At 68.5% G+C, this 25,428-nt stretch carries 22 protein-coding genes; 15 read left to right on the forward strand and 7 right to left on the reverse strand.

Annotation, left to right across the window (positions count from 1 at the left end):
* Positions 1–19: 19 nt before the first annotated feature.
* On the reverse strand, positions 20–1,582 hold the full coding sequence (locus tag FB381_RS15125) for an RNA polymerase sigma factor (RefSeq protein WP_141781049.1): 1,563 nt from the start codon (positions 1,580–1,582) through the stop codon (positions 20–22).
* 138 nt (positions 1,583–1,720) lie between these two features.
* The gene (locus FB381_RS15130; protein ID WP_141781050.1) at positions 1,721–2,290 is read right to left on the reverse strand and encodes an HhH-GPD-type base excision DNA repair protein; all 570 of its coding nucleotides are present in this window, start codon (positions 2,288–2,290) and stop codon (positions 1,721–1,723) included.
* A gap of 88 nt (positions 2,291–2,378) precedes the next feature.
* On the opposite strand from FB381_RS15130, the gene FB381_RS15135 reads away from it, so the two are divergent.
* Positions 2,379–2,834 (forward strand): hypothetical protein, encoded by a 456-nt coding sequence (locus FB381_RS15135; RefSeq protein ID WP_246088130.1) that lies wholly within the window; start codon positions 2,379–2,381, stop codon positions 2,832–2,834.
* A gap of 17 nt (positions 2,835–2,851) precedes the next feature.
* Here FB381_RS15135 and FB381_RS15140 read toward each other — a convergent pair whose 3' ends face one another.
* Complete coding sequence (locus tag FB381_RS15140; protein WP_141781051.1) at positions 2,852–3,775, reverse strand: DUF4192 domain-containing protein; 924 nt, start codon at positions 3,773–3,775, stop codon at positions 2,852–2,854.
* Between the two features lie 185 nt (positions 3,776–3,960).
* Here FB381_RS15140 and FB381_RS15145 point away from each other — a divergent pair, with 185 nt between their 5' ends.
* The 3 genes from FB381_RS15145 to FB381_RS15155 all read left to right on the forward strand — a co-directional run bounded on the left by FB381_RS15145 (position 3,961) and on the right by FB381_RS15155 (position 8,623).
* Entirely contained in the window at positions 3,961–5,307 is a 1,347-nt protein-coding gene (locus FB381_RS15145) for a DNA polymerase IV (protein ID WP_141781052.1), read from the forward strand.
* A gap of 52 nt (positions 5,308–5,359) precedes the next feature.
* Positions 5,360–7,480, forward strand: coding sequence for a S9 family peptidase (locus tag FB381_RS15150; protein ID WP_141781053.1), 2,121 nt, complete (start codon positions 5,360–5,362; stop codon positions 7,478–7,480).
* A 201-nt stretch (positions 7,481–7,681) separates the two neighbouring features.
* Positions 7,682–8,623 (forward strand): sigma-70 family RNA polymerase sigma factor, encoded by a 942-nt coding sequence (locus FB381_RS15155; protein ID WP_141781054.1) that lies wholly within the window; start codon positions 7,682–7,684, stop codon positions 8,621–8,623.
* 69 nt (positions 8,624–8,692) lie between these two features.
* Here FB381_RS15155 and FB381_RS15160 read toward each other — a convergent pair whose 3' ends face one another.
* The 3 genes from FB381_RS15160 to coaE are packed head-to-tail and all read right to left on the reverse strand — an operon-like array spanning position 8,693 to position 11,811.
* A complete protein-coding gene (locus FB381_RS15160) occupies positions 8,693–9,835 on the reverse strand; it encodes a DNA polymerase IV (RefSeq protein ID WP_141781055.1) in 1,143 nt (380 codons plus the stop codon).
* Positions 9,836–9,841: 6 nt separating this feature from the next.
* Positions 9,842–11,179 (reverse strand): glycoside hydrolase family 3 N-terminal domain-containing protein, encoded by a 1,338-nt coding sequence (locus FB381_RS15165; protein ID WP_141781056.1) that lies wholly within the window; start codon positions 11,177–11,179, stop codon positions 9,842–9,844.
* A gap of 32 nt (positions 11,180–11,211) precedes the next feature.
* Entirely contained in the window at positions 11,212–11,811 is a 600-nt protein-coding gene (coaE, locus tag FB381_RS15170; protein ID WP_141781057.1) for a dephospho-CoA kinase, read from the reverse strand.
* A gap of 159 nt (positions 11,812–11,970) precedes the next feature.
* On the opposite strand from coaE, the gene FB381_RS15175 reads away from it, so the two are divergent.
* The 11 genes from FB381_RS15175 to FB381_RS15220 all read left to right on the forward strand — a co-directional run bounded on the left by FB381_RS15175 (position 11,971) and on the right by FB381_RS15220 (position 23,726).
* Positions 11,971–15,000: a M36 family metallopeptidase gene (locus tag FB381_RS15175; RefSeq protein ID WP_170225173.1), complete on the forward strand. Its 3,030-nt coding sequence runs from the start codon at positions 11,971–11,973 to the stop codon at positions 14,998–15,000.
* Between the two features lie 123 nt (positions 15,001–15,123).
* Entirely contained in the window at positions 15,124–15,282 is a 159-nt protein-coding gene (locus FB381_RS23940; protein WP_170225174.1) for a hypothetical protein, read from the forward strand.
* A 175-nt stretch (positions 15,283–15,457) separates the two neighbouring features.
* Positions 15,458–16,876 carry a mandelate racemase/muconate lactonizing enzyme family protein gene (locus FB381_RS15180; protein WP_141781059.1) on the forward strand — a complete coding sequence of 473 codons (1,419 nt, stop codon included), beginning with the start codon at positions 15,458–15,460 and terminating at the stop codon, positions 16,874–16,876.
* Positions 16,877–17,086: 210 nt separating this feature from the next.
* A complete protein-coding gene (locus tag FB381_RS15185) occupies positions 17,087–18,085 on the forward strand; it encodes a LysR family transcriptional regulator (protein ID WP_141781060.1) in 999 nt (332 codons plus the stop codon).
* A gap of 87 nt (positions 18,086–18,172) precedes the next feature.
* On the forward strand, positions 18,173–18,826 hold the full coding sequence (locus FB381_RS15190) for an RraA family protein (RefSeq protein WP_141781061.1): 654 nt from the start codon (positions 18,173–18,175) through the stop codon (positions 18,824–18,826).
* A 1-nt stretch (position 18,827) separates the two neighbouring features.
* On the forward strand, positions 18,828–19,760 hold the full coding sequence (locus FB381_RS15195; RefSeq protein ID WP_141781062.1) for a sugar kinase: 933 nt from the start codon (positions 18,828–18,830) through the stop codon (positions 19,758–19,760).
* A gap of 38 nt (positions 19,761–19,798) precedes the next feature.
* Entirely contained in the window at positions 19,799–20,926 is a 1,128-nt protein-coding gene (locus FB381_RS15200) for an ABC transporter substrate-binding protein (RefSeq protein ID WP_211352449.1), read from the forward strand.
* Positions 20,923–21,750, forward strand: coding sequence for an ABC transporter permease (locus tag FB381_RS15205; protein ID WP_211352450.1), 828 nt, complete (start codon positions 20,923–20,925; stop codon positions 21,748–21,750). Before FB381_RS15200 ends, FB381_RS15205 begins: the two co-directional genes overlap by 4 nt.
* Entirely contained in the window at positions 21,750–22,604 is an 855-nt protein-coding gene (locus FB381_RS15210) for an ABC transporter permease (protein WP_211352451.1), read from the forward strand. The genes FB381_RS15205 and FB381_RS15210 overlap by 1 nt, the downstream gene beginning before the upstream one ends.
* Positions 22,601–23,386 (forward strand): ABC transporter ATP-binding protein, encoded by a 786-nt coding sequence (locus tag FB381_RS15215; protein ID WP_141781064.1) that lies wholly within the window; start codon positions 22,601–22,603, stop codon positions 23,384–23,386. Before FB381_RS15210 ends, FB381_RS15215 begins: the two co-directional genes overlap by 4 nt.
* Positions 23,370–23,726: a hypothetical protein gene (locus FB381_RS15220; RefSeq protein ID WP_141781065.1), complete on the forward strand. Its 357-nt coding sequence runs from the start codon at positions 23,370–23,372 to the stop codon at positions 23,724–23,726. The genes FB381_RS15215 and FB381_RS15220 overlap by 17 nt, the downstream gene beginning before the upstream one ends.
* Before the next feature lie 114 nt (positions 23,727–23,840).
* Here FB381_RS15220 and rpsA read toward each other — a convergent pair whose 3' ends face one another.
* A complete protein-coding gene (gene rpsA, locus FB381_RS15225) occupies positions 23,841–25,322 on the reverse strand; it encodes a 30S ribosomal protein S1 (RefSeq protein ID WP_141781066.1) in 1,482 nt (493 codons plus the stop codon).
* Positions 25,323–25,428 lie beyond the last annotated feature (106 nt).

Raw genomic sequence — 25,428 nt, forward strand, 5'->3', positions numbered from 1 at the left:
GCGTTCGTCGTCGTGCCTGTCAGTCCAGGTAGTCGCGCAGGACCTGCGACCGAGACGGGTGACGAAGCTTCGACATCGTCTTGGACTCGATCTGCCGGATGCGCTCGCGGGTGACCCCGTAGACCTTGCCGATCTCGTCTAAAGTCTTCGGCTGGCCATCGGTCAGGCCGAAGCGCATCGAGACGACGCCGGCCTCACGCTCGGAGAGCGTGTCGAGCACTGCGTGCAGCTGCTCCTGGAGCAGGGTGAAGGAGACCGCGTCGGCCGGGACGATCGCCTCGGAGTCCTCGATCAGGTCGCCGAACTCGGAGTCGCCGTCCTCACCCAGCGGGGTGTGCAGCGAGATCGGCTCACGGCCGTACTTCTGGACCTCGATGACCTTCTCGGGGGTCATGTCGAGCTCCTTGGCGAGCTCCTCCGGGGTGGGCTCGCGGCCCAGGTCCTGGAGCATCTGGCGCTGCACACGGGCCAGCTTGTTGATGACCTCGACCATGTGCACCGGGATACGGATGGTGCGGGCCTGGTCGGCCATCGCGCGGGTGATCGCCTGACGGATCCACCAGGTGGCGTACGTCGAGAACTTGTAGCCCTTGGTGTAGTCGAACTTCTCGACCGCACGGATCAGACCGAGGTTGCCCTCCTGGATCAGGTCGAGGAAGAGCATGCCGCGGCCGGTGTAGCGCTTGGCCAGCGAGACGACGAGACGGAGGTTGGCCTCGAGGAGGTGGTTCTTCGCGCGCTTGCCGTCCTCGGCGATCCACTCGAGCTCGTCGAGGATCTTCGGGGTGATCTTGCCACCCTTGCCGAGCTTCTCCTCACCGAAGAGACCGGCCTCGATGCGCTTGGCGAGCTCGACCTCCATCTCGGCGTTGAGGAGCGGGACCTTGCCGATCTGCTTGAGGTAGTCCTTGACCGGGTCGGCGGTCGCACCGGCGACCATGACGGTCTGCTCGGGCTCGTCGGTGTCGTCAGAGGTCGAGACCACGAAGCTCTGCTTGGAGGCCTCCTTCTCGTCCTCCTTGATCGTCGGGTCGGCGGCGACGTCCTTCTCGAACTGCTCGTCGGAGATGTCGGGAAGGACCTTCTTGCCGTCGGGGCCGATCTGGACGGCGGCGGCGACCTCCTCGGCGTCCTCGACCACGATCTCCTCCACCTCGACGTCCTCGAGGACGATCTCTTCGCCGTCCTCGTCGATCTCCGTGGCCTTCTTCGGCTCGGCCGGGGCCTCATCGGCCTTCTTCGCAGCAGGCGCCTTGGCAGGCTTCTCTGCGGCAGCGGCCGCCTTCTTCGCGGCCGCCTTCTTCGCAGGCGCCTTGGCCGTGGTGGTCTTGCGGGTCGAGGTCGTCGCCGCCGCGGCGCGGCCGGCTCCGGCCGTGCCGAGATCCACCGAGATGCCGAGGGTGCTCAGGTGGCCGAGCAGCGCCTTGAGGTGCCTGGGCTCGACCGCGGCGTTCTCGCTGGCCTCACGAACCTGGTCGGGGCTCACGCGCCCGGTCGGCTTGGCCTGGTCGATGAGCGCCTTCACGGCAGGGTGGGCGAGTACCTCAGCGGGTATCTTGCGCGCGTTCGAGGACACGAACACCTCTCCGTCGAACTTGGTCGAGACTTATCAAAACTGAGTTTGGGCGCGGCAGGGCCCGTGGTCGTCAAGAGCCGCAGAGTCATTCTGACACGAGGCTGGTGAACATTCCCCATCCGGGGTCGCCATGTCCTCACCTACTCATCCGGCTGCTTTGGCCGCGGCCTTCTTCTGCTGCTTGTAGTCGCGCACCTTCTGCAACGAATCTACGTCGACGACGTCGGCCACGGAACGGTAGCCGTCGAGCGAGTAGTCACCAACGGCCTTCTCCCAGCCTTCGGGGCGTACGTCCAGCTGCTTGGCGAGCAGCGAGACGAAGATCTGCGCCTTCTGCTTCCCGAAGCCGGGCAGCGCCTGGATCCGCTTGAGGAGGTCCTTGCCGTCGGCGGCCTCCGTCCACAGCCGAGTCACGTCACCGCCGTACTCCCCCGTGACGATGGCCGCGATGCCCTGCACCTTCGCCGACATCGATCCGGGGAAGCGGTGGATCGCCGGCGGGGTCGAGGCGATCGTCTTGAACTCCTCGGGGTCCATCTCTGCGATCTTGGCGGGGTCGAGGTGGCCGAGTCGGGTCACCAGCTTGTGACCGCCCTTGAAGGCATCCTCCATCCGATACTGCTGGTCGAGCGCCATCCCCAGGAGCAGGGCGAACGGATCCTCCGAGAGCAGCTTGTCAGCGGCATCGTCGCCGGTGATGTGAAGCGAAGACATGTAGCCATCTTGCCTCATCCGGCATCCGATCGTCAGGCCCTGTGGATAGGCGGTCGCACGATTCGGGCATCCGGTGCACGCTGGGGCGATGATCTCCGCGCCCGTCTTGTCCGAGACCTCCGTCGAGGGGCTGCACGAGCCTGTCTCGCCGACGCTCGAGAGAAGGCTGCGCCGAGCCGTGCTCGACCACACCGCCACCGAGCACCGGCGCTCGTTCCTGCCGCTGGTGCATCTCGGCGACCCAGGCGGCAAGGAGGTGGCCCACGCGCACCGCGACGACGAGCCCACCGACCAGTGGCTGCGCACCGACATCATCCACAGCATGCGGCGACGAGCCGGCGTGCCCGACCCGATCGTGTGGCTGACTCGCGGCGGTGACCTGGAGATCGAGGACGTCGACCTCCGCTGGCTCGCAGCCGCGCGCCAGGCGTTCGGCGAGATCGGGGCGCCGCTGACCTTCGTCGTGGTGATCCGCAACGCCTGGCTCGACCCACGCTCGGGAGCATGGCGCCGCTGGAAGCGCCTGCGTTATCGCAACGCGTAGGTGGCGTAGACGGCACCTCATGCCGGATCTGCCCAGGTCAACTCCTCCTCCCACGCCGTCGGGGGCACCGCACCGTCGAGCAGCTGGGCGACCAGACCTCCGAGCCCGTGGCGGCGCTCGCTCGCGAAGCAGCGGTCGAGGGCGCACCACGCCAGCGCACCGTCGCCGCCGAGCCAGGCAGCGAGCGCCAGCACCGCGGCCGGGTGGGCGACATGGTCGGCCGGGCTGCGGCGTACGACATCGGCCCACAGGCCCACGTGAGCCTTGGCCTCCGTGCGGGTCATGTCACCCCAGGCGGCGTCGCGCCGCTGCGGGTCGCGCAGCGAGACCAGGAGGGCGGCGACCTGCTCCGCGGAGAGCCGGACGCCGGCGACCGCCTCGTCGACGAGCCGGCTGACCTCATAGACCCGCATCATCGAGGCCTGCTCCATCGCCTTCTCGGTCTCGAGCACAGCATCGGGGATCGGGGCGATCGAGGCCGCCACCTCGGTGCGGGATCCGCGCACCACATGACCGTCGTAGACCGCCTGGACGCGGAACGGATGGTCGTCGACCTGGAACGGGACCCCCTCGGGCGGGCCGCCGTGGAGACCGAGCGGGTCGAACCAGCGTCCGTCCTCGACGCGCAGGCAGCCGCTCAGATCGATGTCGTGCTCGATCAGCCGCTCGGCCAGGCGCCGGGCGAGCTTCGCCCCGAAGCGCGGGCCGCTGTCATAGAGCACCAGGACGATGCCGCGTACGCCATGACGGACCGCGGGAAGGAACAGGGTGTCGAGGCATCCTTCGACCTCGCCGGGAGGCGGGAGGTCGATCCTGCCGTGGACCTGGTGGTCGCCGCCGAAGGTGATCATGACGATCGACCGCTCGGGCCGGAAGCCGAGCAGCACGGGAACCGCCGCGAGGACGTCTTCGGGACGGGTGATGGAGAGTTTCGTGATCATGGCGACCACGATCCCCGCGACCCACCGCCAGTTTCCGCGCCATATCCGGTGCCTGTGGACAAGCCCGTCCCGAACCCTGCCTGTGGAGACCGGGCGGCCACGAGATACGGGACGGTAACCGGCGCGGGAGCCCGCCGAAAGCCCGGAGCGAGAACGTTGTCCCCGCCGCCAGATAGGTTGCCACCATGAGAGCGCACGCGTCGGTGATGCACATCGACCTGGACGCCTTCTTCGCCTCCGTCGAGCAGCGCGACAAGCCCTCTCTGCGCGGCAAGCCCGTGGTGGTGGGCGGGATCGGCGGCCGCGGGGTGGTGAGCACGGCGTCGTACGAGGCGAGGACCTTCGGCGTCCACTCCGCGATGTCGACCCGCGAGGCCCGCGCGCTGTGCGGCCACGCCGCCTTCCTCTACCCGCGGTTCCATGCCTACAAGAAGGTCAGCGAGCAGGTCTTCGCGCTCCTGCGCGACCTCTCGCCGCTGGTCGAGCCGCTCTCCCTCGACGAGGCCTTCGTCGACCTCGCCGCGGCCGACCTTCCCGACCTCGAGGTCGCGACGGTGACCGAGACCGCCGCCCGCATCCGCGCCCAGGTCGCCGAGATCACCGGCGGCCTGAGTGCGAGCGTCGGCCTGGCCAGCTCGAAGTTCATCGCCAAGATCGCCAGCGACCTCGACAAGCCCGACGGCCTGGTCGTGGTCGCTCCCGGCACCGAGCTCGACCTGCTCCGCCCGATGAGCGTCAAGGTGATCCCCGGCGTCGGCCCCGCCACCACCGAGCGCCTGCGCCGTGCGGGCATCCACACCGTCACCGACCTGGAGCAGATCAGCCTCGAAGAGCTCGTACGCCTCGTCGGCAAGGCCCACGGCAACAACCTGCACAACCTGGCGAGGGCCAAGGACGACCGGCGCGTCGAGCCCGAGCGCGAGACGAAGTCGGTCAGCGTCGAAGGCACCTACGAGACCGATCTGACCGACCGCAGGCTGATGGAGCAGATCGTCGCCCGGCAGGCGTCCGAGGTCGCTGCCCGGCTGAAGAAGAGCGGGCTCTCGGGCCGCACGATCACGATCAAGGTCAAGCTCTACGACTTCACCACGATCAACCGCTCCGCGACGCTGCCGGGGCCCACCGACCAGGCCGGCACCATCGCCCGCCTGGCCAAGACTCTCCTCGGAGACCTGTTCACCGCCGGCGAGACGGCCGGCGGCGTACGCCTGCTCGGGGTCGGCGTCTCCGGTCTGGCCGACTGGATCCAGGAAGACCTCTTCAGCGAGGAGGTCGAGGACGACGAGGAGCCCGAGGTGTTGCTGCCCGAGCCGGCGCGCCGCCCCACCTGGGCTGCCGGCATGGACGTCGTCCATGCCGAGATGGGCCGTGGCTGGGTGTGGGGCTCGGGGCGCGGCGTCGTCACCGTGCGCTTCGAGACGGCCCGGACGCCGGCCGGCCCGGTGAGGTCGTACGCCGTCGACGACCCCGACCTGCAGCCGTACAGCGAACCCGGTGAGACCAGCGATCCCGACGGGCCGACCGAATCCTGAGGCACCTCCCCGTCGCCAAGCACCCGATGGCGGCGAGGATAGTGTTTCGGTCATGCCTGCCGACTACCCGATCGCACCGAAGAAGCCCTCGTCCAAGCAGTTCCACGGCCTGACCCGGGTCGACGACTACGAGTGGCTTCGCGAGAAGGAGAACCCCGAGGTCATCGGCTATATCGAGGCCGAGAACGACTACACCGAGCAGCAGACCGACCATCTCGCCGATCTGCGCTCGCAGATCTTCGAGGAGATCAAGGCGCGCACCCTGGAGACCGACCTGAGCGTGCCGACGAGGTCGCGCGGCTACTGGTACTACGGGCGCAGCTTCGAGGGGAAGCAGTACGGCGCCAGCTGCCGTGTGAAGGTCACCGACCCCGACGACTGGACCCCGCCCACGCCCGCCGACGTCACCCACGATCAGCCCGCCCTCCCCGGCGAGGAGGTGCTGCTCGACCTCGACGCGCTCGCCGAAGGCCACGACTTCTTCAGCCTCGGCGGCTCCAGCGTGAGCCCGAGCGCCACTCTGCTGGCCTACGCCACCGACGTGACCGGCGACGAGCGCTACACCGTGCGGGTCACAGATCTGACCACCGGCGAGCTGCTCGCTGACGAGCTCACCAACGTCCACGGCGGCGCCACCTGGGACCGCGACTCGGCGGCGCTCTACTACACCACCGCCGACGAGTCCTGGCGCTCCGACAAGATCTGGTGCCACCGCCTCGGCACCACCCAGGACGAGGACGAGCTCGTCTTCCACGAGACCGACGACCGGTTCTGGGTCGGGGTCGGCCGCACGAAGTCCGACCGGTTCATGGTGATCGGCACCGCCGCGAAGATCACCGCCGAATACCACTTCCTCGACCTCGACGACCCCGACGCCGGCTGGCAGGTCTTCGCCCCGCGCGAGGAGGGCGTGGAGTACGCCATCGAGCACGCCGTCATCGCCGGTGAGGACGTCTTCCTGGTCACCCACAACGCCTCCGGCCCCGACTTCGAGGTCTCCACGGCGCCGATCGCCCCGACCTCCCGCGCCGGCTGGGAGCCCCTGCTCCCCCACACCGAGGGCGTACGCCTGGAGGACATCGACGCCTTCGCCGGTCACCTGGTCGTGCACCAGCGCAGCGAGGGCCTGACCCAGCTGCGCATCCTCGAGCTCGGCGACAGCGGGGTCTCCGACGACTACCTGGTGAAGTTCGACGACGAGCTCTACACGATCGGCTCCGGCTCCAACCCGTCCTTCGAGACCCCGGTCGTGCGGCTGGGCTACACCACGATGCGCACCCCGGCGTCGATCTACGACTACGACGTACGCAGCCGCGAGCTGACGCTGCGCAAGCAGGCCCCGGTGCTCGGCGGCTACGACCGCGACGACTACGAGGAGCACCGGCTGTGGGCGACCGCCCCCGACGGCGTACGTGTGCCGATCTCGGTCGTGGCGAAGAAGGGTCTCCACGAGGACGGCCCGATCCCGGTGCTGCTCTACGCCTACGGGTCCTACGAGATGAGCATGGACCCCTACTTCTCCATCGCGCGGCTGAGCCTGCTCGACCGCGGCATCGGTTTCGCGATCGCCCACGTGCGCGGCGGCGGCGAGATGGGCCGGGCCTGGTATGACGACGGCAAGATGCTGAAGAAGCAGAACACCTTCTCCGACTACATCGCCTGTGCCCAGCACCTGGCCGAGACGGGCTGGTCGACCCCGGACAAGATCATCGCCGAGGGCGGCAGCGCCGGTGGTCTCCTCATGGGCGCGATCGCCAACCAGGCCCCCGACGCGGTGGGGGCGGTCGTCGCGGCGGTGCCGTTCGTGGACGCGCTGACCTCGATGCTCGACTCGAGCCTGCCGCTGACCGTCACGGAGTATGACGAGTGGGGCAACCCCGAGGCCGACCGCGAGACCTACGACTACATGGCCTCCTACGACCCCTACACGAACGTGACGCGGCAGCACTACCCGCCGATCCTGGCCGAGACCAGCATCAACGACACCCGGGTGCTCTACGTCGAGCCGGCCAAATGGGTCGCCAAGCTGCGGGCGGTGGCGGAGAACCCCGGTGACGTGCTCCTCAAGACCGAGATGGCCGCAGGGCACGGCGGGGTCTCGGGGCGCTACAAGGCCTGGGAAGACCGAGCCTTCAGCCTCGCCTGGATGATCGACCAGGTGACCTCTTCGTAGGCATACCTGAACGGTTCTCGGGGTACACCATGAGAAACCCCTGAGATTCGCCTCACGATGCAACTTATCGCCCGCGGCGTACGTCGAACCGGACAAGAGATCGAAGTCGGATCGATGAAGCGCTCGACCGGGGAACACCCGGGAGGGGCGAAGCGTTGAAATCCACTGTGAGGCAACAAACCTCACCGTGAGGAGGTTCCCATGGCGACACGCACCGCCACCCGCGAGATCGAAGGCCGCGACAGCGTCGGTCTGTATCTCGACGAGATCGCCCGCAACGAGCTCTTGGACGCAGCCAAAGAGGTTGAGCTGTCCAAGGCGATCGAGGCTGGCCTGATGGCTGAACACCTCCTGGCCGAAGGCCGCGTCGGCCGCAAGAAAGCACCCGGTGGGGCGACCCGCGCCGAGCTCGAATGGATGGCCGAGGAGGGCCACCGCGCCACCCGGCAGTTCATCAACGCCAACCTGCGGCTGGTGGTCTCGATCGCCCGCAAGTACGGCCGCGCGCAGATGCCGATGCTGGATCTGATCCAGGAAGGCAACACCGGCCTGATCAGGGCTGTTGAGAAGTTCGACTACACCAAGGGCTACAAGTTCTCGACGTATGCGACGTGGTGGGTGCGCCAGGCGATCACCCGTGGCATCGCCCAGCAGGCTCGCGTGGTCCGGCTCCCGGTCCACGTCGTCGAAGAGCTCAACCAGGTCGGCGGCGCCCGCCGCACCCTGGAGCGCCAGCTCGGCCGCGACCCCGAGCCGGAAGAGATCGCCACCGAGCTCGACATGGATCTCGACCGCGTCATCGACCTCCTCTCCTGGGGCCGTGACCATGTCTCGCTCGACACCCCGATCGACGAGGACGGCGACACCTCGCTGGGTGACCTGATGGCGCAGGAGTCCTCCCCCAGCCCCGACACCGACATCATCGACGTCGAGTCGCGTGAGCGCCTCAACGCGCTGGTCGGCCAGCTCGACGAGCGCTCCGCCGACATCGTCCGCTCCCGCTACGGCCTCACCGACGGCCGCCAGCACAAGCTCGCCGACATCGGCGTCAAGCACGGCATCTCCGCCGAGCGCGTACGCCAGCTCGAGCGCGAGGCTCTGCAGAAGCTGCGCCGCTTCGCAGACCCCGACTTGGCTGCCTGATCCTGGCCGAAACGACTCGGCGTCCCTCACGAGGGGCGCCGGGTCGTTCTTTTTGCCCGCTTTCGGGAGTCAGTAGCCGCCGGGCGGTGGGGCCATCTCGAGGCGTACGCCGATCAGGCGGATCGGGCGGTCCTTCTCGACCCGCTCGAGGAGCGCCACCGCCTCCTCGGCGAGCCGGGAGGCATCGAGGGTGGGCTCGGGGAGCTTGTGGCCGCGGGTGACGGTGAAGAACGGCTTGAGCCGCACCTTGATCTCGACCCGAGTCACCGGTCGGCCTTCCGCGATCACGTCGGCCAGGCACGCCACGCACAGGCGACGGGTGGCGGCGACGATGTCGGTCCACTCGACCAGGTCCTGCTGGAAGGTCTCCTCGTGGCCGTGCCCGCGGGCGACCCAGGGCGACGGGTCGACGGGGCTGGTGTCGACGCCGCGGCCGATGCGTCGCAGCCACGGTCCGGTGGTGGGGCCGATCGCGCCGGCCAGACCCTCGGCCTCGGCGGCGCCGAGGTCGGCGACGGTCTCGATGCCGAGGCCGGAGAGCCGCTTCGCGGTCTTCGCGCCGATCCCCCACAGCGCGTCGGTCGGCCGATGTCCCATCTCGGCGGCCCACGTCTCGTGGGTGATCCGGTAGACGCCGCTCCCCCGCAGCTGCCCGTCGGGCCCGGGCTCGTGGCCTCCTGCCCCGGCTTCGCGGGCGAGGGCGCCGTCGACGCGTTGCTTGGCGAACCCGGTGGCCAGCTTGGCCTGCAGCTTGTTGTCACCGACACCGACACCCGAGCGCAGCCGGGTGCGCTCGAGCACCACGTCGCGTACGTCCTGAGCGAATGCCGCCGGATCGCCCAGATCGCCGTGCCCCGGACCGGGCCCGAGGAAGGCTTCGTCCCAGCCGAGCACCTCGACCAGCACCGGCACACCACCCCACTCCAGCGACCGCAGGGTGTCCAACACCCCGGCCGAGGCCGCGTCGTAGGCGGCGTGGTCGACCGGCAGCAGCACCGCGTCGGGGCACTTCCGCATCGCGATCCGCAGCGGCATCCCCGAACCGACCCCGTGCGCCCTGGCCTCGTAGGACGCGGTCGAGACGACCGCTCTTTCCGTCGCGTCCCCACGACCGCCGACGATCACCGGCTTTCCGGCGAGGTCGGGGCGGCGCAGCACCTCGACCGCAGCGATGAACTGGTCCAGGTCGACGTGAAGCACCACCTGGCCCATCGGCGCTCAGTCCTTCGACAGAGCCGCGGACGCCTTCTCCGCCTGCGCACGTGCGTCGTCGGGCACCGGCACGCCCTTGGCGATCCGCTGCTGCCACAGCTGCATGGCGACGACCTTGGCCGCCGCCTCCTCGACGCGGGAGTGGTCGAGACGACCGGACCGCAGCGCCTTGACGATGCTGCGGTGGGCCGCCTTGGAGCTGGCCGGCATCAGCAGGAGGTCGGCACCGGCCTCGAGCGCGGTCACCGACGGCTTCTTGGTGGTCGTCGTCACCGCGCCCATGCCGAGCGAGTCGGTGACCGCGAGCCCGGAGAAGCCGACGTCCTCGCGCAGCAGGTCGTAGACGGGCTTGGCCATGCTGGCCGGCTTGCCGGGCGCGATCGCCTTGAGGTCGATGTGGCTGACCATGACGGCCGGCGCCCCGGCATCCACCGCCGCGTCGAACGGCACCAGGTCGCGGCGCTTGAGCTTCTTCATGCCGTAGTCGAGCTCCTGCAACCCGATGTGGGTGTCGCCGGCGACGCCACCGTGACCGGGGAAGTGCTTGGTGGTGGAGACGAGCCCGGCGGTGTTGTAGCCCTCCACGGCGGCGGAGACCGCCGCGGCCGCGGTGCGCGGGTCCTCGCTCGGTGACCGGGACCCGATCGTCGGGTCGCTCGCCCCGACGGTGACGTCGGCGACCGGCGCGAACGCCCAGGTGAAGCCCAGATCACGCAGCTCGAACGCCGTCGTCCGGGCCGCCTCGGTGGTCACCCGGATGCCCCGGCGCGGCTTCGCCTCGATGGCATCTCCCGCACGCGCGAACTCCGGGAACTCGGTGGCCACGCCACGCAGGTGCGAGACCGAGCCGCCCTCCTGGTCGACACCGATCACGGCCGGGAACGTACGCCCGTCGGAGGCGACGGCCTTGCTGACCGCAGCCGTCGTCTCGCGCACCTGTGCCTCGTCGACGACGTTCTCGCCGGTCACGCTGACACCGGCCAGGTGGAGCTTGCGCACCATCTTCGCGGCCTTGGCGGGGTCGGTGCCGTGAAACCTGCCGACGATGACCTGGCCGGCGAGGCGGTCGTCGTCCCAGTCCTTCACCAGGTCGCGGGCGGTCGCGAGCTCTCCGCGGGTCGGACCCCACGGCAGCGGTGTGGTGTCACGCTTGGGGTCGGGCTTGGCCACGGCAGCAGGCTCGTCGGGCTCGACCTCGGTCGGCACGCCGACGGTCACCGCCGCGGCTCCGGCGCCGGCCGCCAGCGCCAGCACGGCACCTGCGACCACCGGCTTGAGCCAGCGCCTGGCTCGGCGCGGTTTGGTCTCGGACTCTGCGGATTCGGTGTGCTTGCCCCCACTCACCCGAGCGAGTATGTCAGGAAGAAGCCCCGGTCTCACGATCCGGCGACATCGCGGCGCAGCTCGTCGTAGATCTCCTTCACCCGGCGCCGCAGCTCATCCACGGTGCCGGTGTTGTCGATGACGTACGTCGCCGCCGCGAGCCGCTCCTCACGACTGGCCTGCGCCTTGATGCGCGCCCGCACCTCGGACTCGGACATCCCCCGGCCGATCGCCCGCTCCACCTGCGTCTCGACCGGCACGTCGACGACGATCACCTTGTCGAAGAACGGCGCGTAGCCCACCTCGACGAGCAGCGGGATGTCGTTGATGACCAGCGCGCCCGACGCCCGGCCGGCCTCCTCGAGCTCGGCCGAACGCGCACCGACGAGCGGGTGGACGATCTGGTTGAGCCGCTCGCGCGCGCCCTCGTCGGCGAAGACGATCTCACCGACCTTGCCCCGGTCGAGCTCGCCCTCCGCGGTCAGCACCGAGTCGCCGAACTCCTCCACGACGGCGGCCAGCCCGGGCGTGCCGGCGGCGACGACCTCGCGGGCGATCTTGTCGGAGTCGATGATCACCGCCCCGAGCCCGACCAGTGTCTCGGCCACCGTGCTCTTCCCCGAGGCGATCCCGCCGGTGAGTCCTACGCGCATGGCGCAAACCTAGTGTCCAGCACCTCGAGTCCGCATCGAGACCCTGGCGAAGGCGTCGACGAAGCCACGCCCGGGCCGTCGAAAGCCGCAATGCAGCCCCTTGGTTCGTTTACTCTGCGAGATGGTTTATCCGCGCTAGCCCCTCGGGAGGGGAACGTCATGAGACCAGCCACAACCGGTGCCAGAGCAGTCGCCGCGACGGGAGGCGCGGCACTCACGCTCGCGCTCCTCGCCCTGCCGCACGCCGCCGAGGCAGCGCCCAAGGACACCGACCACCGCCCTGGACAGCTCAGCGCCCAGGCAGACCCGCACCGCAAGCCGCAAGACTTCGACACCCGCGACCTGAACGGCAACGCCCGCGTCAAGGCCGACCGGGCGATCACCACCTCCTCGGCCGCCGAGGACACCTTCGTCAAGCGCCTCGGCACCCAGGGCGTCAGCCACGTCGACCCCCGCACCCTGACGGTGCGCCAGCTGGCCAGGCTCGACGGCTTCCTCTCCGGCCCCCAGCGCGGCGCCGCCCGCGACATCGCCCTCGGCTTCGTGCGCAGCCATCTCGATGTGCTCGGCCTGAGCAAGGCCGATCTCGACACCCTCGTCTTCCGGCAGGACTACGTCGACAACATCGGCGTCCACAACCTCTCCTGGACCCAGGAGGCCGCCGGCACCCCGGTCTTCAGCAACGGTCTCCAGGTCAAGGTCACCCAGGACGGCCGCGTGCTCTCGGTCGGCGGCTCGCCGATCTCCGGCCTCGCCGACAAGGCATCCAAGGCATCCAAGGCAGCCGCTGGCACCAGGAGCGCCGACGTGACCGCAGCCGACGCCCGCAAGAAGGCAGCCGGCAACGTACGCGGCAAGGCCGCCGAGGCGAAGGTCGAGAAGACCCGCAGCGGCAAGGCCGCCAAGACGGTCTGGACCAACCACGACTACGCCAAGAAGGTCTGGTTCCTCGCGCCCGAGGGGCTGCGCCTGGGCTGGTCGACCTATACCCGGACGAGCCGCGACGCGGCCTACCAGCACGTCATCGACGCCACCACCGGCAAGGCGCTCTACCGCCGCTCCACGGTCTCCGACCACACCGGACCGGCCGCCAAGAAGCGCGACAACCTCGGCAAGGCGTACGTCTATGACAACTATCCCGGTGCCGAGCGCGGTGGCGACCCGAAGCTGGTCGACTTCATCGACGAGGGCTGGCTCACCAAGAAGGACACCGCCCTCGACGGCGACTCGGTGAGGACCTGGGCCGACCTGAATGACGACAACTTGGTCAACGCGGGCGAGACGACGCCGGTGCCCGGCGCCGACGGCAAACCCGGCTTCGAGCTGGTGCCGTTCGACTCCTCGGCCCTGTGCTCGGCCGACTACGTGTGCACGTGGGACGAGACCAAGGCCAACTCGTGGGAGACCAACAAGTCGGCCGACGCCACCAACGCGTTCTACCTGGCCAGCAACTTCCACGACTACCTGAAGAACGACAAGGCGATCAGGTTCACCGCCAAGGCCGGCAACTTCGAGGCCAAGGGCGGCGACGCCGTGATGCAGAACGTGCTCGACGGCGCCGACACCGCCGACGGTCTGCCGGCCGACGGCGTCACCAACAACGCCAACATGAGCACCCCGCCCGACGGCACCCCGCCGACGATGCAGATGTATCTGTGGCAGGAGGCGGCCGGGTTCCTGCCGGCCTCGGGCTCCTTCGACGCCTCGGTGCTCTACCACGAGTACACCCACGGCCTCTCCAACCGGCTGGTCATCGACGCCGAGGGCAACTCGACGCTCAACAGCCTGCAGGGTGGCTCGATGGGCGAGGCCTGGTCCGACTACTACGCGATGGACTACCTCGTCACCCAGGGCCACGAGAAGGACACCGACGCCGACGGCGAGGTGCTCGAGGGCAAGTACCTCATGGGCGGCCAGACCGACGGCAACGGCAACCTGGTCCCGTTCCGCTCGATGGCCATCGACTGCCCCGTCGGCTCCACCTCCGACTCCTGCGTCAACACCTACAACCCCGGAGGTACGCCGGCAGGCGGCTACACCTACGGCGACCTGGCCGCCATCGGCGGCGATGCCGAGGTGCACTCGTCCGGTGAGGTCTGGGCGCAGGCCCTGTGGGACCTGCGCAAGGAGCTCGGCCACAGCGTGGCCGACACCCTGATCACCCGCGGCATGTCGCTCTCGGCCTCCGACCCCTCGATGCTCGACATGCGCAACGGGATCCTGCTGGCCGACCAGGCCGCCTACGACGGCGCCAACGCCGACAAGGTCTGGGAGATCTTCGCCGACCGCGGCATGGGCTTCTTCGCCGGCTCGATCGACGGCGGCGACGTCGACGTCGCCGAGAGCTTCGAGCTGCCGCCGCCCCCGGAGGCGGGCACGGGCACCGCGACCGGCACCGTCACCGACAAGCTCAGCGGCGAGCCGGCCGCCGGTGCGGTGGTCAAGCTCGCCGGGCTCGGCGCTGCGTACGCCGCCACGACCGATGCCGAGGGCCACTACGAGCTCGAGGCTCCCCCGGGCTTCTACCCCAAGGTCGTCACCACCGGCCCCGGCTACCTGCCCTCGCTGAGCAACTTCCGGATCAAGGCCGACGAGAAGATCGTCAAGGACTACAAGATCGACCGTGACTGGGCCGCCACCTCCGGCGGCAGCTCGGTCGCCTCCTTCGACGGCCCCGACTTCTCCGGCTACGGCTGTGGCCCCGCGGCTGCGTTCGACATGTCGCTGGGCAGCGGCTGGGGCAGCACCTCGGGCGACGACGAGGGCAACCCGACCGACACCTTCGTGCCGAAGTCGGTGGTCGTCGAGCTGCCGAAGGCCGTGGACGTGACCGAGTTCCGGATCGACCCGAGCGCCACCTGTGGTGACGACGTCGACTCCTCCACCGGCGACTACAAGATCGAGGTCTCGGCCGACGGATCCACCTGGAGCGTCGTCAAGGAAGGCCACTTCGGCACCGACGCACCGGGCAAGCTCAACAGCGTCTCCCCGGAGTCGGCCGCCGACGGGGTGAAGCTGGTGCGCTTCACCATCGAGGGCAACGCGCTCACCGACGTCCTCGCCGAGCAGGGTCAGGGCGACCTCACCTTCGCCGAGGCGTGCGACCCGGAGAAGTGGGGCGGCTACTTCGGCGGCTGCCTCTACACCGATCTCTCCGAGATCGCGGTGCTCGGCACACCGTCGAGCTAGGCACTCAGATGCGGCCTCCTGACGGTCGGCACCTCAGAGGGAGGGGCTGGCCGGCAGGAGGCCGCGCAACCTAGGTATTTCTGCTGATGTGACGGTCCTACCTGGCAGCCAAGAATTGCTGTCATGACCACCGCAATCGCCTTCCTCGCACTGCTGGTCCTCGCCACCTGGACCACCATCGCCGCCGTCCGTACGGACCGCCCCAAGACCGCCCCGCGGTCCCACACGACCGACCCCACCTTCGCCCCGATGAGCAACCCGCCCAGCGAAAGGTGGCTCTGACCAGGAGACGACACCGTCGGTGCAGGCGTCCTTAGCACCACGGGAGCTGGAGCGGAACCCCGTCATCATTCGAGATTTCGATTCCACGATCCGGATTCCGTCGCATGTGAGAGCGGAATAGGACGATCACGAAAGCGCGATTGTTCCGCGGGCGCAGATCCAGTTGTCTGCACACATGAGCCTCTACGACAACTCCCCCGCCCTCAACCGACGCTCACTCCTCAGGGCCAGCGGGATCGCCACCGCAGGCGTCTCGGTCGCCCAGATCCTCGACCGGCCCATCGGCGACCAGATCGCCCATCTGACACAGAACGTACGCCGTGCCTCATCGCCCAGCGAGCTGAAGATCACCGACATGCGTATCGCGGTCGTCGCCGGCGTGCCGTTCACCTCTCCCATCGTGCGCATCGACACCAACCAAGGCATCAGCGGCTACGGGGAGGTACGAGACGACGCCGACAAGCGCTATGCGCTCATGCTCAAGAGCCGCATCCTGGGTGAGAACCCTTGCAACGTCGAGAAGATCTTCAAGATCATCAAGCAGTTCGGCGGTCACGGCCGGCAGGGTGGTGGCGTCTCCGGAGTCGAGATGGCCCTGTGGGACCTCACCGGCAAGGCGTTCGAGGTCCCGGTCTACCAGCTGCTCGGCGGCAAGTACCGCGACAAGGTGCGCCTCTACACCGACACCGCCGGCTCGGAGACCCCGGACGAGTACGCCGCCCAGATGAAGAAGAAGATCGACGAGTTCGGTTACACGTTCGTCAAGATGGACGTCGGCATCGAGCTGATCCGCAAGATTCCCGGCACCCTGACCGGCGCAGGCCCGTGGGGCGACCTGGGTCAGTACGACCTGGATCCGCCCAGCGACTCCTACGGCTCCACGGAGCACCCGTTCACCGGCATCGAGATCACCGACAAGGGCATGGACGAGATCGCCAAGTTCCCCGCTGCGATGCGCGAGGCGATCGGCTGGGACATCCCGTTGGGCATCGACCACATCGGCCACTTCGGCGTCAACAGCGCTGTCCGTCTCGCCCGTCGCCTCGAGGAGTACTCGCTGGCCTACCTGGAAGACCTCCAGCCGTGGTTCCACCACAAGGAGTTCAAGCAGATCACCAGCTCCTCCTCGACCCCCATCATGACGGGCGAGGACATCTATGGGGTCGACGGCTTCCGGCCCCTGCTCGACGGTCGCACGTGCGACTATGTCCACCCCGACATCGCGACGGCGGGCGGCATCTTGGAGACCAAGCGCATCGGCGACCTCGCCCAGGAGCACAACATCCCGATGTTCATCCATTACGCCGGCTCGCCGATCGGTGCCATGGCAGCCGCCCACGTCGCCGCGGCGACGGAGAACTTCATGGCCCTCGAACAGCACTCCTCCGAGGTGGACTTCTGGGAGGACCTGGTCACCGGCCTGCCCAAACCGCTCGTCGACAAGGGCTACTACCAGGTCTCCGACGCTCCCGGCCTGGGCCTCGAGCTGGTCGACGACGTCGTCAAGGAGCACCTCGCCGAGGGCGAGAAGTACTTCGCGACGACCAAGGAGTGGGACGACTGGAAGATCAGCCACGACCGCCAGTGGAGCTGAGCCTGACACAAGCCGGGAGCCCGAGGCGAACCGCTCAGCGGCACAACGCGGTCCGCCAGGTGGAACCGGTTGCGGACGGCCCGATTTGTCGTAGCCTTTACCGTCGGTATGACGCACGTCACAGTCGCTCGGAGTCGCTGGCGGGCATGTCCCCGGGGCGCTCACCGACCACGGCTCTGCGTGCACCCCACCTGCCGACGGAGGAACGCGATGCTGAATGCCGACGTACGACTCGAGTGGCTGGTCTCGTTCCTGGCGGTGGTCGAGAACGGAGGGTTCAGCTCGGCCGCGGAAGCCACCCACCGTTCTCAGCCACGGGTCAGCATGCATGTCGCCTCGCTCGAGCGTGCGGTGGGCGTGCCCGTCCTCGACCGCCGGAAGCGGCCATCAGAGGTCACGCCGGCAGGCGCCGTGCTCCTCCTCCACGCCCGTTCGATCCTGCGCGACGTCGAGCTGGCGGAGGCGGAGATGTCGACCTTCCGCGGCGGGGCCCGAGGCGTGGTCAACTTCGGCGCCTACCCGAGCGCCAGCGCCGCCTTCATGCCACAGCTCCTCCGCGATCTCTCGGAGTCCGAGCCAGACATCACGATCTCGCTGGTGGAGACCGACACCCTCGAGCTCGACAACGCGCTCCTGCGCGGCGACGTCGACCTGTGCCTACGCCCGGTCACGCCTCGGCCGACCCAGGGGGCGATCCGCTCCCGTCCGCTGTGGCGCGAACGGCTCGTCGCGGTCATCCCCGAGGACGATCCGCTGGCCGAGGACGAGAAGGCCCTCGAGGTCGCCGACATCGCCTACCGCGATCTCATCTCGATCGGACGCCTGGAGTCTGACGTACCACCCTCGTTCGAGGCGTACCAGCTGTTCCGCGACGAAGGCTACGAGCTGCATCCGGTCCAAGCCACCAACCAGCCACAGTCGCTGGTCTCGATGGTTCGTGCAGGCCTGGGCATCGGCCTCACCAACGCGCTGGCAGCCCAGATCTCCGACCTCTCCGGAGTGAGGGTCAGGGAGCTGAACGGTCCGCACGAACGAGTGGTCGCGGTGTGCTGGAACGCCGATGTCGTGCTCTCCCCTGCCGCTCGGACGGTGCTCACCGCACTGGCACAGGCCCGGGTTCCCGCAGGGACCCGGCCCGTCGACCGATCGCGGCCCGAGATACGTCAGGTGATCGCACCTCGCCGAGGAGTCCATCCGGCATCCGAATAGAGGCATACGAGAGACATTGTTCTCACCGGTGACGTGGCTCACTAGCGTCGGCTGAGCACGACGCCCCGTCAGACCCTAGGAGTCCGCGTGACCGTCTCTTACGACCCCCAGATCATCGACCGATTCCGGAAGATCGCCTCAGCCTCGGTCGCCGATGCCGTGGAGCAGCACGGACACCGCGGCTACCTCGCGGGCAGAGTCGGCCAGATACGCCCGGGGAAGGTGGTGGGGCCTGCCGTCACCGTCCTGGAGGAGCCCAGCGACACCAGCGAGGCGCCGACCCATGCGCTGGAGGCGATCGACGCCTCTCCCGCGGGGAGCGTGCTCTGCATCGCCGCAGGCGGGGCCGATGTCGCCGTCTTCGGTGGCCTGATGGCCGCTGGATCCGTGGTCAACGAGCTGGCCGGTGTCGTCCTCGACGCCGCCGTACGTGATGTCGAGGAGATCACCCGGGACTACCCGGACTTTCCGGTCTATGCCGCGGGCACGGTCGCTGCCACCACCGTGGGGCGATACCGCTCCGTCTCGAGCAACCAGCCCGTGCTCCTCGGTGACGTCGAAGTCCACCCGGGCGACCTGATCGTCGCCGACACCGACGGTGTCGTGCGTGTCCCCGCGGCCTTGGTGGAGCAGGTCCTCGAGTCGGCCGAGGAGATCGAACGGCGCGAGTCGGAGCAGACCAGGCTGATCTTGGAGGCACGGTCCCTCAAGACCGGGCTCGAGCTCTATAACCGGGTCTGACGTGGCTACGGACCTCATCTGCCTCGGCGAGCCGTTGATCGAGTTCAACCCGATCAACGGCGAACCGCTCGACTCCGCCCGCACCTTCAGCGTCGGCTACGGCGGAGACACCTCCAACGTCGCTGTCGCTGCCCGCCGCTCGGGTGCTGACGTCGCGTACGCGACCCGCATCGGCGAGGATGCCTTCGGAGACTCGCTGTTCCGGCTCTGGACCGAGGAGGGGATCAGCACCTCTCTGGTCGAGCGCGAGCCGCACGGGACGACCGGCATCTACTTCATCTCCCGCGACCCCGAGCACAGCGCGTTCACCTACCACAGGTCGAACTCACCGGCCACGCGGATGACGCCCGCATGGGTGCCTGAGGCCGCGATCCGCACGACGCGTGCGCTGCACATCTCCGGGATCAGCCAGGCGATCAGCACCTCCGCGTGCGACGCCGTCTTCCGCGCGATCGAGGTTGCCAAGGACGCCGGAACGCTGGTCTCCTACGACCCCAACCACCGCCCCGCGCTGTGGGAGACCGGCCGCGCACGTGCTGTCATCCGCCAGAGCGTCGCGGAAGCGGACCTGGTGATGCCCAACCTGTCTGAAGGGCGGCTGCTCACCGGCTTCCTCACTCCCGAGGACGTGGTGGCGAGGCTCGTCGATCTCGGCCCGCGGATCATCGTGCTGAAGCTGGGCAGCGACGGCGCCCTCCTCGCCCACGGAGGAGAGGTCACCCGCTTCGCCGCGCCACGTGTGAACGCCATCGACAGCACCGGCGCGGGCGACACCTTCGATGGCGCCTTCCTCGCACAGCTGCTCGCCGGCGCGACCCCACGTGACGCCACCGAGTACGCCGTCCATGCCGCGGCTCTGGCCACCCTCGGGGCTGGCGCGGTCGATCCCATCCCCGATCGCAGCACCGTGCTCGAGACGCGCGGCCTGCGGTGACTTCTCGGATCACCCCAATCTCCCACGAAGGAAGACAGATGCTCTCTACGACCAGGATGCGCCTCTCCGCCACCGTCTCCGTGCTCGCGCTCGGTGTCCTCACCGGATGCGGAGGCGGCGCGACCGTCGAAGACCCCGGAGCCGGTGGTGCCAGCGCATCACTGCGGGCCGGCTACCTCTCGGCCATCGACCAGGTCGGGCTCCCGCTCGCCCTGGAGAACGGCTACTTCGAGGACCGCGGCCTCAACGTCGATGTCGCCGACCCGTTCCCGACAGGCGTTGACGCGCTCAACGCCCTCCAGGCCGGCGAGGTCGACCTCGTGCAGGTCGGCACTCCTCTCGTGCCGGCCGCGCAGAAGGGTGACGAGCTGGTGCTCGTCGGCAACTACACCGGTTCGGCGAGCCAGGCCAGCATCGACGACACGATGGCCGTCGTCGCCACCCCGAAGGCAGGCATCTCGGCCGACGACCTCGACAGCCTACGTGGGAAACGGATCGGGGTGTCGGTCGGCTCGATCAACCACCTCTACCTCCTGGGGCTGCTGGAGAAGGCGGGCCTGAAGACCTCGCAGGTCACGATCGTCAACACGGCGCCACCCGACCTCGGTGTCGCCCTCGAGACCGGCGGCATCGATGCCGCGATCGTCTGGGACCCGTGGCCGATCACCATCACCGACCAGGTGGACGGCGCCGAGGAGGTCATGCGGGGCGGTGGTTATATCCCGTTCGTCGGCTATCAGGTGACCACGCGAGAGTTTCTCGACGAGCACCCGGACGAGGTCGCCGACTATCTCGCTGCCCGCGCCGAGGTGGATCAGTGGATCCGCGAGAACCCCGATCAGGCCGGGGAGGCCGCCACGCGGTGGCTGCCCGGCACCGAGAGCAAGGTCGCCCAGGAGGCGATGCAGCACAACATCAAACAGCTCGACCCCCGCTTCAGCGCGTGCAACTACCTCGCCCTGGACACGGTGGCCGACCTGATGGCCCAGGGCGACGCCGCCGGGCCGGACTTCGACCCCGCCCCCTACTTCGACCCGGCCCCGATCCTGAAGGTGATGGAGGAGAGCCCTGACCTGTTCGAGGGGCTGCCCGAGATCCCGGCGCAGGCACAGGTCGAGGGAGGCTTCACCTACGACCAGGCTGCCGCTGACAAGGCCTGCCAGTGACCGCGATCGACTCGCCCGCGCGCACGGTCGGGAACCTACGCCACAAGCCTGGGCTCCGACGCGGCTCGGAAGCGGTCTGGTTCGTGCTCCCGTTCGTCCTGCTCGTCGCGGTCTGGTGGCTCGTCGTCGAGGTCACCGGCACGACGGCGCGCACGTTCCCGCAGGTCACCGATGTGGTTGCCGCGGTGACCGACATGGCAGCCAGCGGTGAGCTGGCGCGCCACCTCGGCGCCAGCCTGCAGCGCATGCTGATCGGAGCGGCCCTGGCGGTCGTCACCGCGATCCCCTTCGGGATCGCCCTGGGATCGAGTCCTCGCCTCTCCGCGTTCTTCTCTCCGCTGCTGCGCTTCTCCGTCGCCCTGGCCGGGATCGCGTGGATCCCGATCGCCACGCTCTGGCTCGGCTACGGCGACCGCGCGGTCATCTTCATCGTGTGGAACGCGATGTTCTTCGCGCTCACCTACAACACGGTCCTCGGGGTGCAGCAGATCCCGGTGCAGACCGTGCGTGCCGCTCGCTCGATGGGCACTCGCGGCCCGCGGATCGTCTGGGAGGTGCTGCTACCCGGCGCCCTGCCCAGCATCGTCACGGGGCTACGCATCGGGCTCGGGTACGGCTGGCGCGGTCTGGTCGCCGCCGAGATCATCGCCACCAACGCAGGCCTGGGATATGCCCTGTTCCTCGCCCAGAGCCAGTTCGACACCGGCGTGATCATCGCCTCGATGGTCATCATCGGCGTCCTGTGGCTGCTGATGGACCGGCTCCTGCTGGCTCCGTTGGAGCGGCGTACGGTCGAGCGCTGGGGCATGAAGGCGGTGTCGTGATGACGACGATGACTCCCCCGGCACCGACCCGCCCGCCCACACATGTGCCGCTGCTGCGTCGCTTCGGGACAGCTCTTCTCGCCCGTCCGGCCGTGCGTACGCTCGGACCGTTCGTCCCGTTCCTCCTGCTCTGGTGGGCGATCGCCGCGTCGGGATCGATCAACACGGCCTTCTTCGCCGGCCCCGGTGAGGTGTGGCACTCCTTCACCGACCTGGTCCGCAAGGGGATGATGCCCAGCTACCTCGGCGACTCGCTCGAACGGCTGGCGTACGGCATCGGATTCGGCCTCCTGATCGGTCTGCCGCTCGGGTTCGTGGTGGCGCTCTCGACCTGGGCACGCAGGCTCACCTGGCCGCTCCTGCTCTTCTTCCAGGCGATCGCAGACATCGCCTGGCTGCCGATCCTGATCGTGTGGTTCGGCTTCAGCCTGACCTCGGTGACCTTCGTGATCGTCTACACGGTGGTCTTCCCACTGATGCTCGGCATCGTCGCCGGCGTCGACCAGGTGCCTCGCGAGCTCGTCAACGCGGCCCGAAGCCTCGGAGCGGGCCGCATCCGGGTCTTTGTCGAGGTGATCGTGCCCGGCTCCTTGCCGGCCGTCGCCAGCGGCATCCGTACCGGCCTCGGCTACGGATGGCGCGCGTTGATCGCCGCCGAGATCATCGTCGGCACCAGCGGGATCGGCTTCATGATGTTCGACGCCCGCCGTGCGGGCGAGGTCAGTCAGGTATTCCTCGGGATGATCGTGCTCGGTGTGCTCTGGTACGCCCTGGACGCGCTCATCCTCGCCCCCTTCGAGCGGGCGACCGTGGAGCGGTGGGGACTCGTACGTCAGATGGAGGCAGCCAGGTGAACGCGCTCGAGATCCACAAGCTCAGCAAGGAGTACGCCGACCGCTACACCGGGGAGACGATCCCTGCCATCGGTGAGGTGACCTTCTCGATCGGCGCCGGGGAGTTCGTCTCGGTGCTCGGCCCGAGCGGATGCGGGAAGACGACGGTGCTCAACATCGTCGCCGGGTTCATCGAGCACACCGGCGGGGAGGTGCTCGTCGGCGGCAATGCCGTGCACGGGCCCGGGCCCGACCGCGGGGTGGTCTTCCAGAGCCACGCCCTGTTCCCCTGGAAGACCGTGCTGGGCAACGTCACGTTCGGGCTCCGGATGAAGGGCGTCGCCCGCGCTCAGCGGGAGGAGGCCGCAGCCGACATCCTGGAGCTCGTCGGTCTCAGCGGCTTCGAGCGGAAGTATCCGCACGAGCTCTCCGGCGGCATGCAGCAACGACTCGGCGTCGCCCGCGTGCTCGTGAACGAGCCCGAGGTCATGCTCATGGACGAGCCGTTCGCCAGCATCGACGCCCAGACCCGACGCAAGCTGCAGCAGGATCTGACCGGGATCTTCGAGAAGCGTCGCCCGACGGTCTTCTTCGTCACTCATGACATCGACGAAGCCGTCTTCCTCTCCGACCGGGTCGTGGTGCTCTCCTCTCGGCCCAGCACCGTGGCAGAGATCATCGACGTCGAGCTGCCCAGGCCACGGAACTGGCGCGACACCGTGGAAGACCCGCGCTTCCGCGACTACACCCACCGCATCGAGGAGCTGCTGGGCGGGGGTGAGCCGGTTGCGGAGGCTGGCTGACCAGATCGCTGGTCTGTGGCGCATCAAGGTCGTACGCCGACTCCTGGTCGTCATCGCCCTCGTGCTCGCCTATCAGCTGTGGTTGTCGGTCCAGACGATCGGCAAGGTGGACGACGGTGTCGGCCTCCACCCCGACGCGGACGGTCGCTTCGCAGTCGACGTTCGTCTTGGGTTCGCCCCCGAGCGGTTCCACATCCTTCAGCTGCAGCAGCACGGCAGGGTCTCGGGCTCGGACCGGGAGACGGTCCACCTCCGTGGCGTCTCCGAAGCCGGCGTGGACGCGCTGGCCCACTTCTACTGGATCAAGGAGATCGCTCCGGGCGTGGGCAGAACCCCCTGACCCACCCGCAGCTCGTACACAGAACGGCTGAGGCCCGGCCCCACGAGTGGGACCGGGCCTCAGCCGTCTTCAGAGCTTCAGCTCCGCGCTCGGCGCGGTTGCTCCTTCAGCCGTTCACTGACCGCCGGTCAGCTTCTGGCGGAGCGCCTGGAGCGCCTCGTCGGAGGCGAGCGAGCCGCCCTCGTCCTCGGTGACGGTCTCGGTGTCCGAGCCGCCCGAGGAGTAGGAGGTGGCCTCGCCGGCCTCGGCAGCCTTCTCGGCGGCCTCCTGCTGCTGCTTGATGTGGGCCTCCCAGCGAGCGTGGGCCTGAGCGTACTGCTCCTCCCACTTCACACGCTGCTCGTCGTAGCCCTCGAGCCACTCGCCCGTCTCCGGGTCGAAGCCCTCGGGGTAGAGGTAGTTGCCCTGCTCGTCGTAGCTGGCCGGCATGCCGTAGAGGGTCGGGTCGAACTCCTCGACGTCGGTCGAGGTGACCGTCTCGTTGGCCTGCTTGAGCGAGAGCGAGATGCGGCGACGCTCGAGGTCGATGTCGATGATCTTGACCATGACGTCGTCGTTGACCTGGACGACCTGCTCGGGGATCTCCACGTGGCGCTCGGCCAGCTCGGAGATGTGCACCAGACCCTCGATGCCCTCCTCGACGCGGACGAACGAACCGAACGGCACCAGCTTGGTGACCTTACCCGGGACGATCTGACCGATCTGGTGGGTGCGGGCGAAGTGCTGCCACGGGTCTTCCTGGGTCGCCTTCAGCGACAGGGAGACACGCTCGCGGTCCATGTCGACGTCGAGCACCTCGACGGTGACCTCGTCGCCGACGGTGACGACCTCGGACGGGTGGTCGATGTGCTTCCAGGACAGCTCGGAGACGTGGACGAGACCGTCGACGCCGCCGAGGTCGACGAACGCACCGAAGTTGACGATCGAGGAGACGACACCCTTGCGGATCTGACCCTTCTGGAGCTGGGTCAGGAAGCCGTGGCGAACCTCGGACTGGGTCTGCTCGAGCCAGGCACGGCGCGAGAGGACCACGTTGTTGCGGTTCTTGTCGAGCTCGATGATCTTGGCCTCGAGGGTCTGACCGACGTAGGGCTGCAGGTCGCGGACGCGACGCATCTCCACCAGCGAAGCCGGGAGGAAGCCGCGAAGACCGATGTCGAGGATGAGACCGCCCTTGACGACCTCGATGACCGCGCCCTCGACGACGCCGTCCTCCTCCTTGACCTGCTCGATCGTGCCCCAGGCGCGCTCGTACTGCGCGCGCTTCTTGGACAGGATCAGGCGGCCTTCCTTGTCCTCCTTCTGGAGGACGAGGGCCTCGACCTTGTCGCCGACCTCGACGACCTCGGACGGGTCGACGTCGTGCTTGATCGAGAGCTCGCGCGAGGGGATGACACCTTCGGTCTTGTAACCGATGTCGAGCAGGACCTCGTCCCGGTCGACCTTGACGATGACACCGTCCACGATGTCGCCGTCGTTGAAGTACTTGATGGTCTCGTCGATCGCGGCGAGGAAGTCCTCTTCCGACCCGATGTCGTTGATCGCGACCTGAGGCGCGTCGTAGTCAGGGAGAGGAATGTTGAGCGTGCTCGTCATAAGGGAGGTGGTTTCCTTGGGTGGACAGATATCGTCGGTTTCGTGCTCGTCCGATGCCCGGTCGGCCACCTCTGCCGGCCCACGGGACAGGCATCATCGCCCGGCG

The organism is Nocardioides albertanoniae (genome assembly GCF_006716315.1).
Classification (GTDB): Bacteria; Actinomycetota; Actinomycetes; order Propionibacteriales; family Nocardioidaceae; genus Nocardioides; species Nocardioides albertanoniae.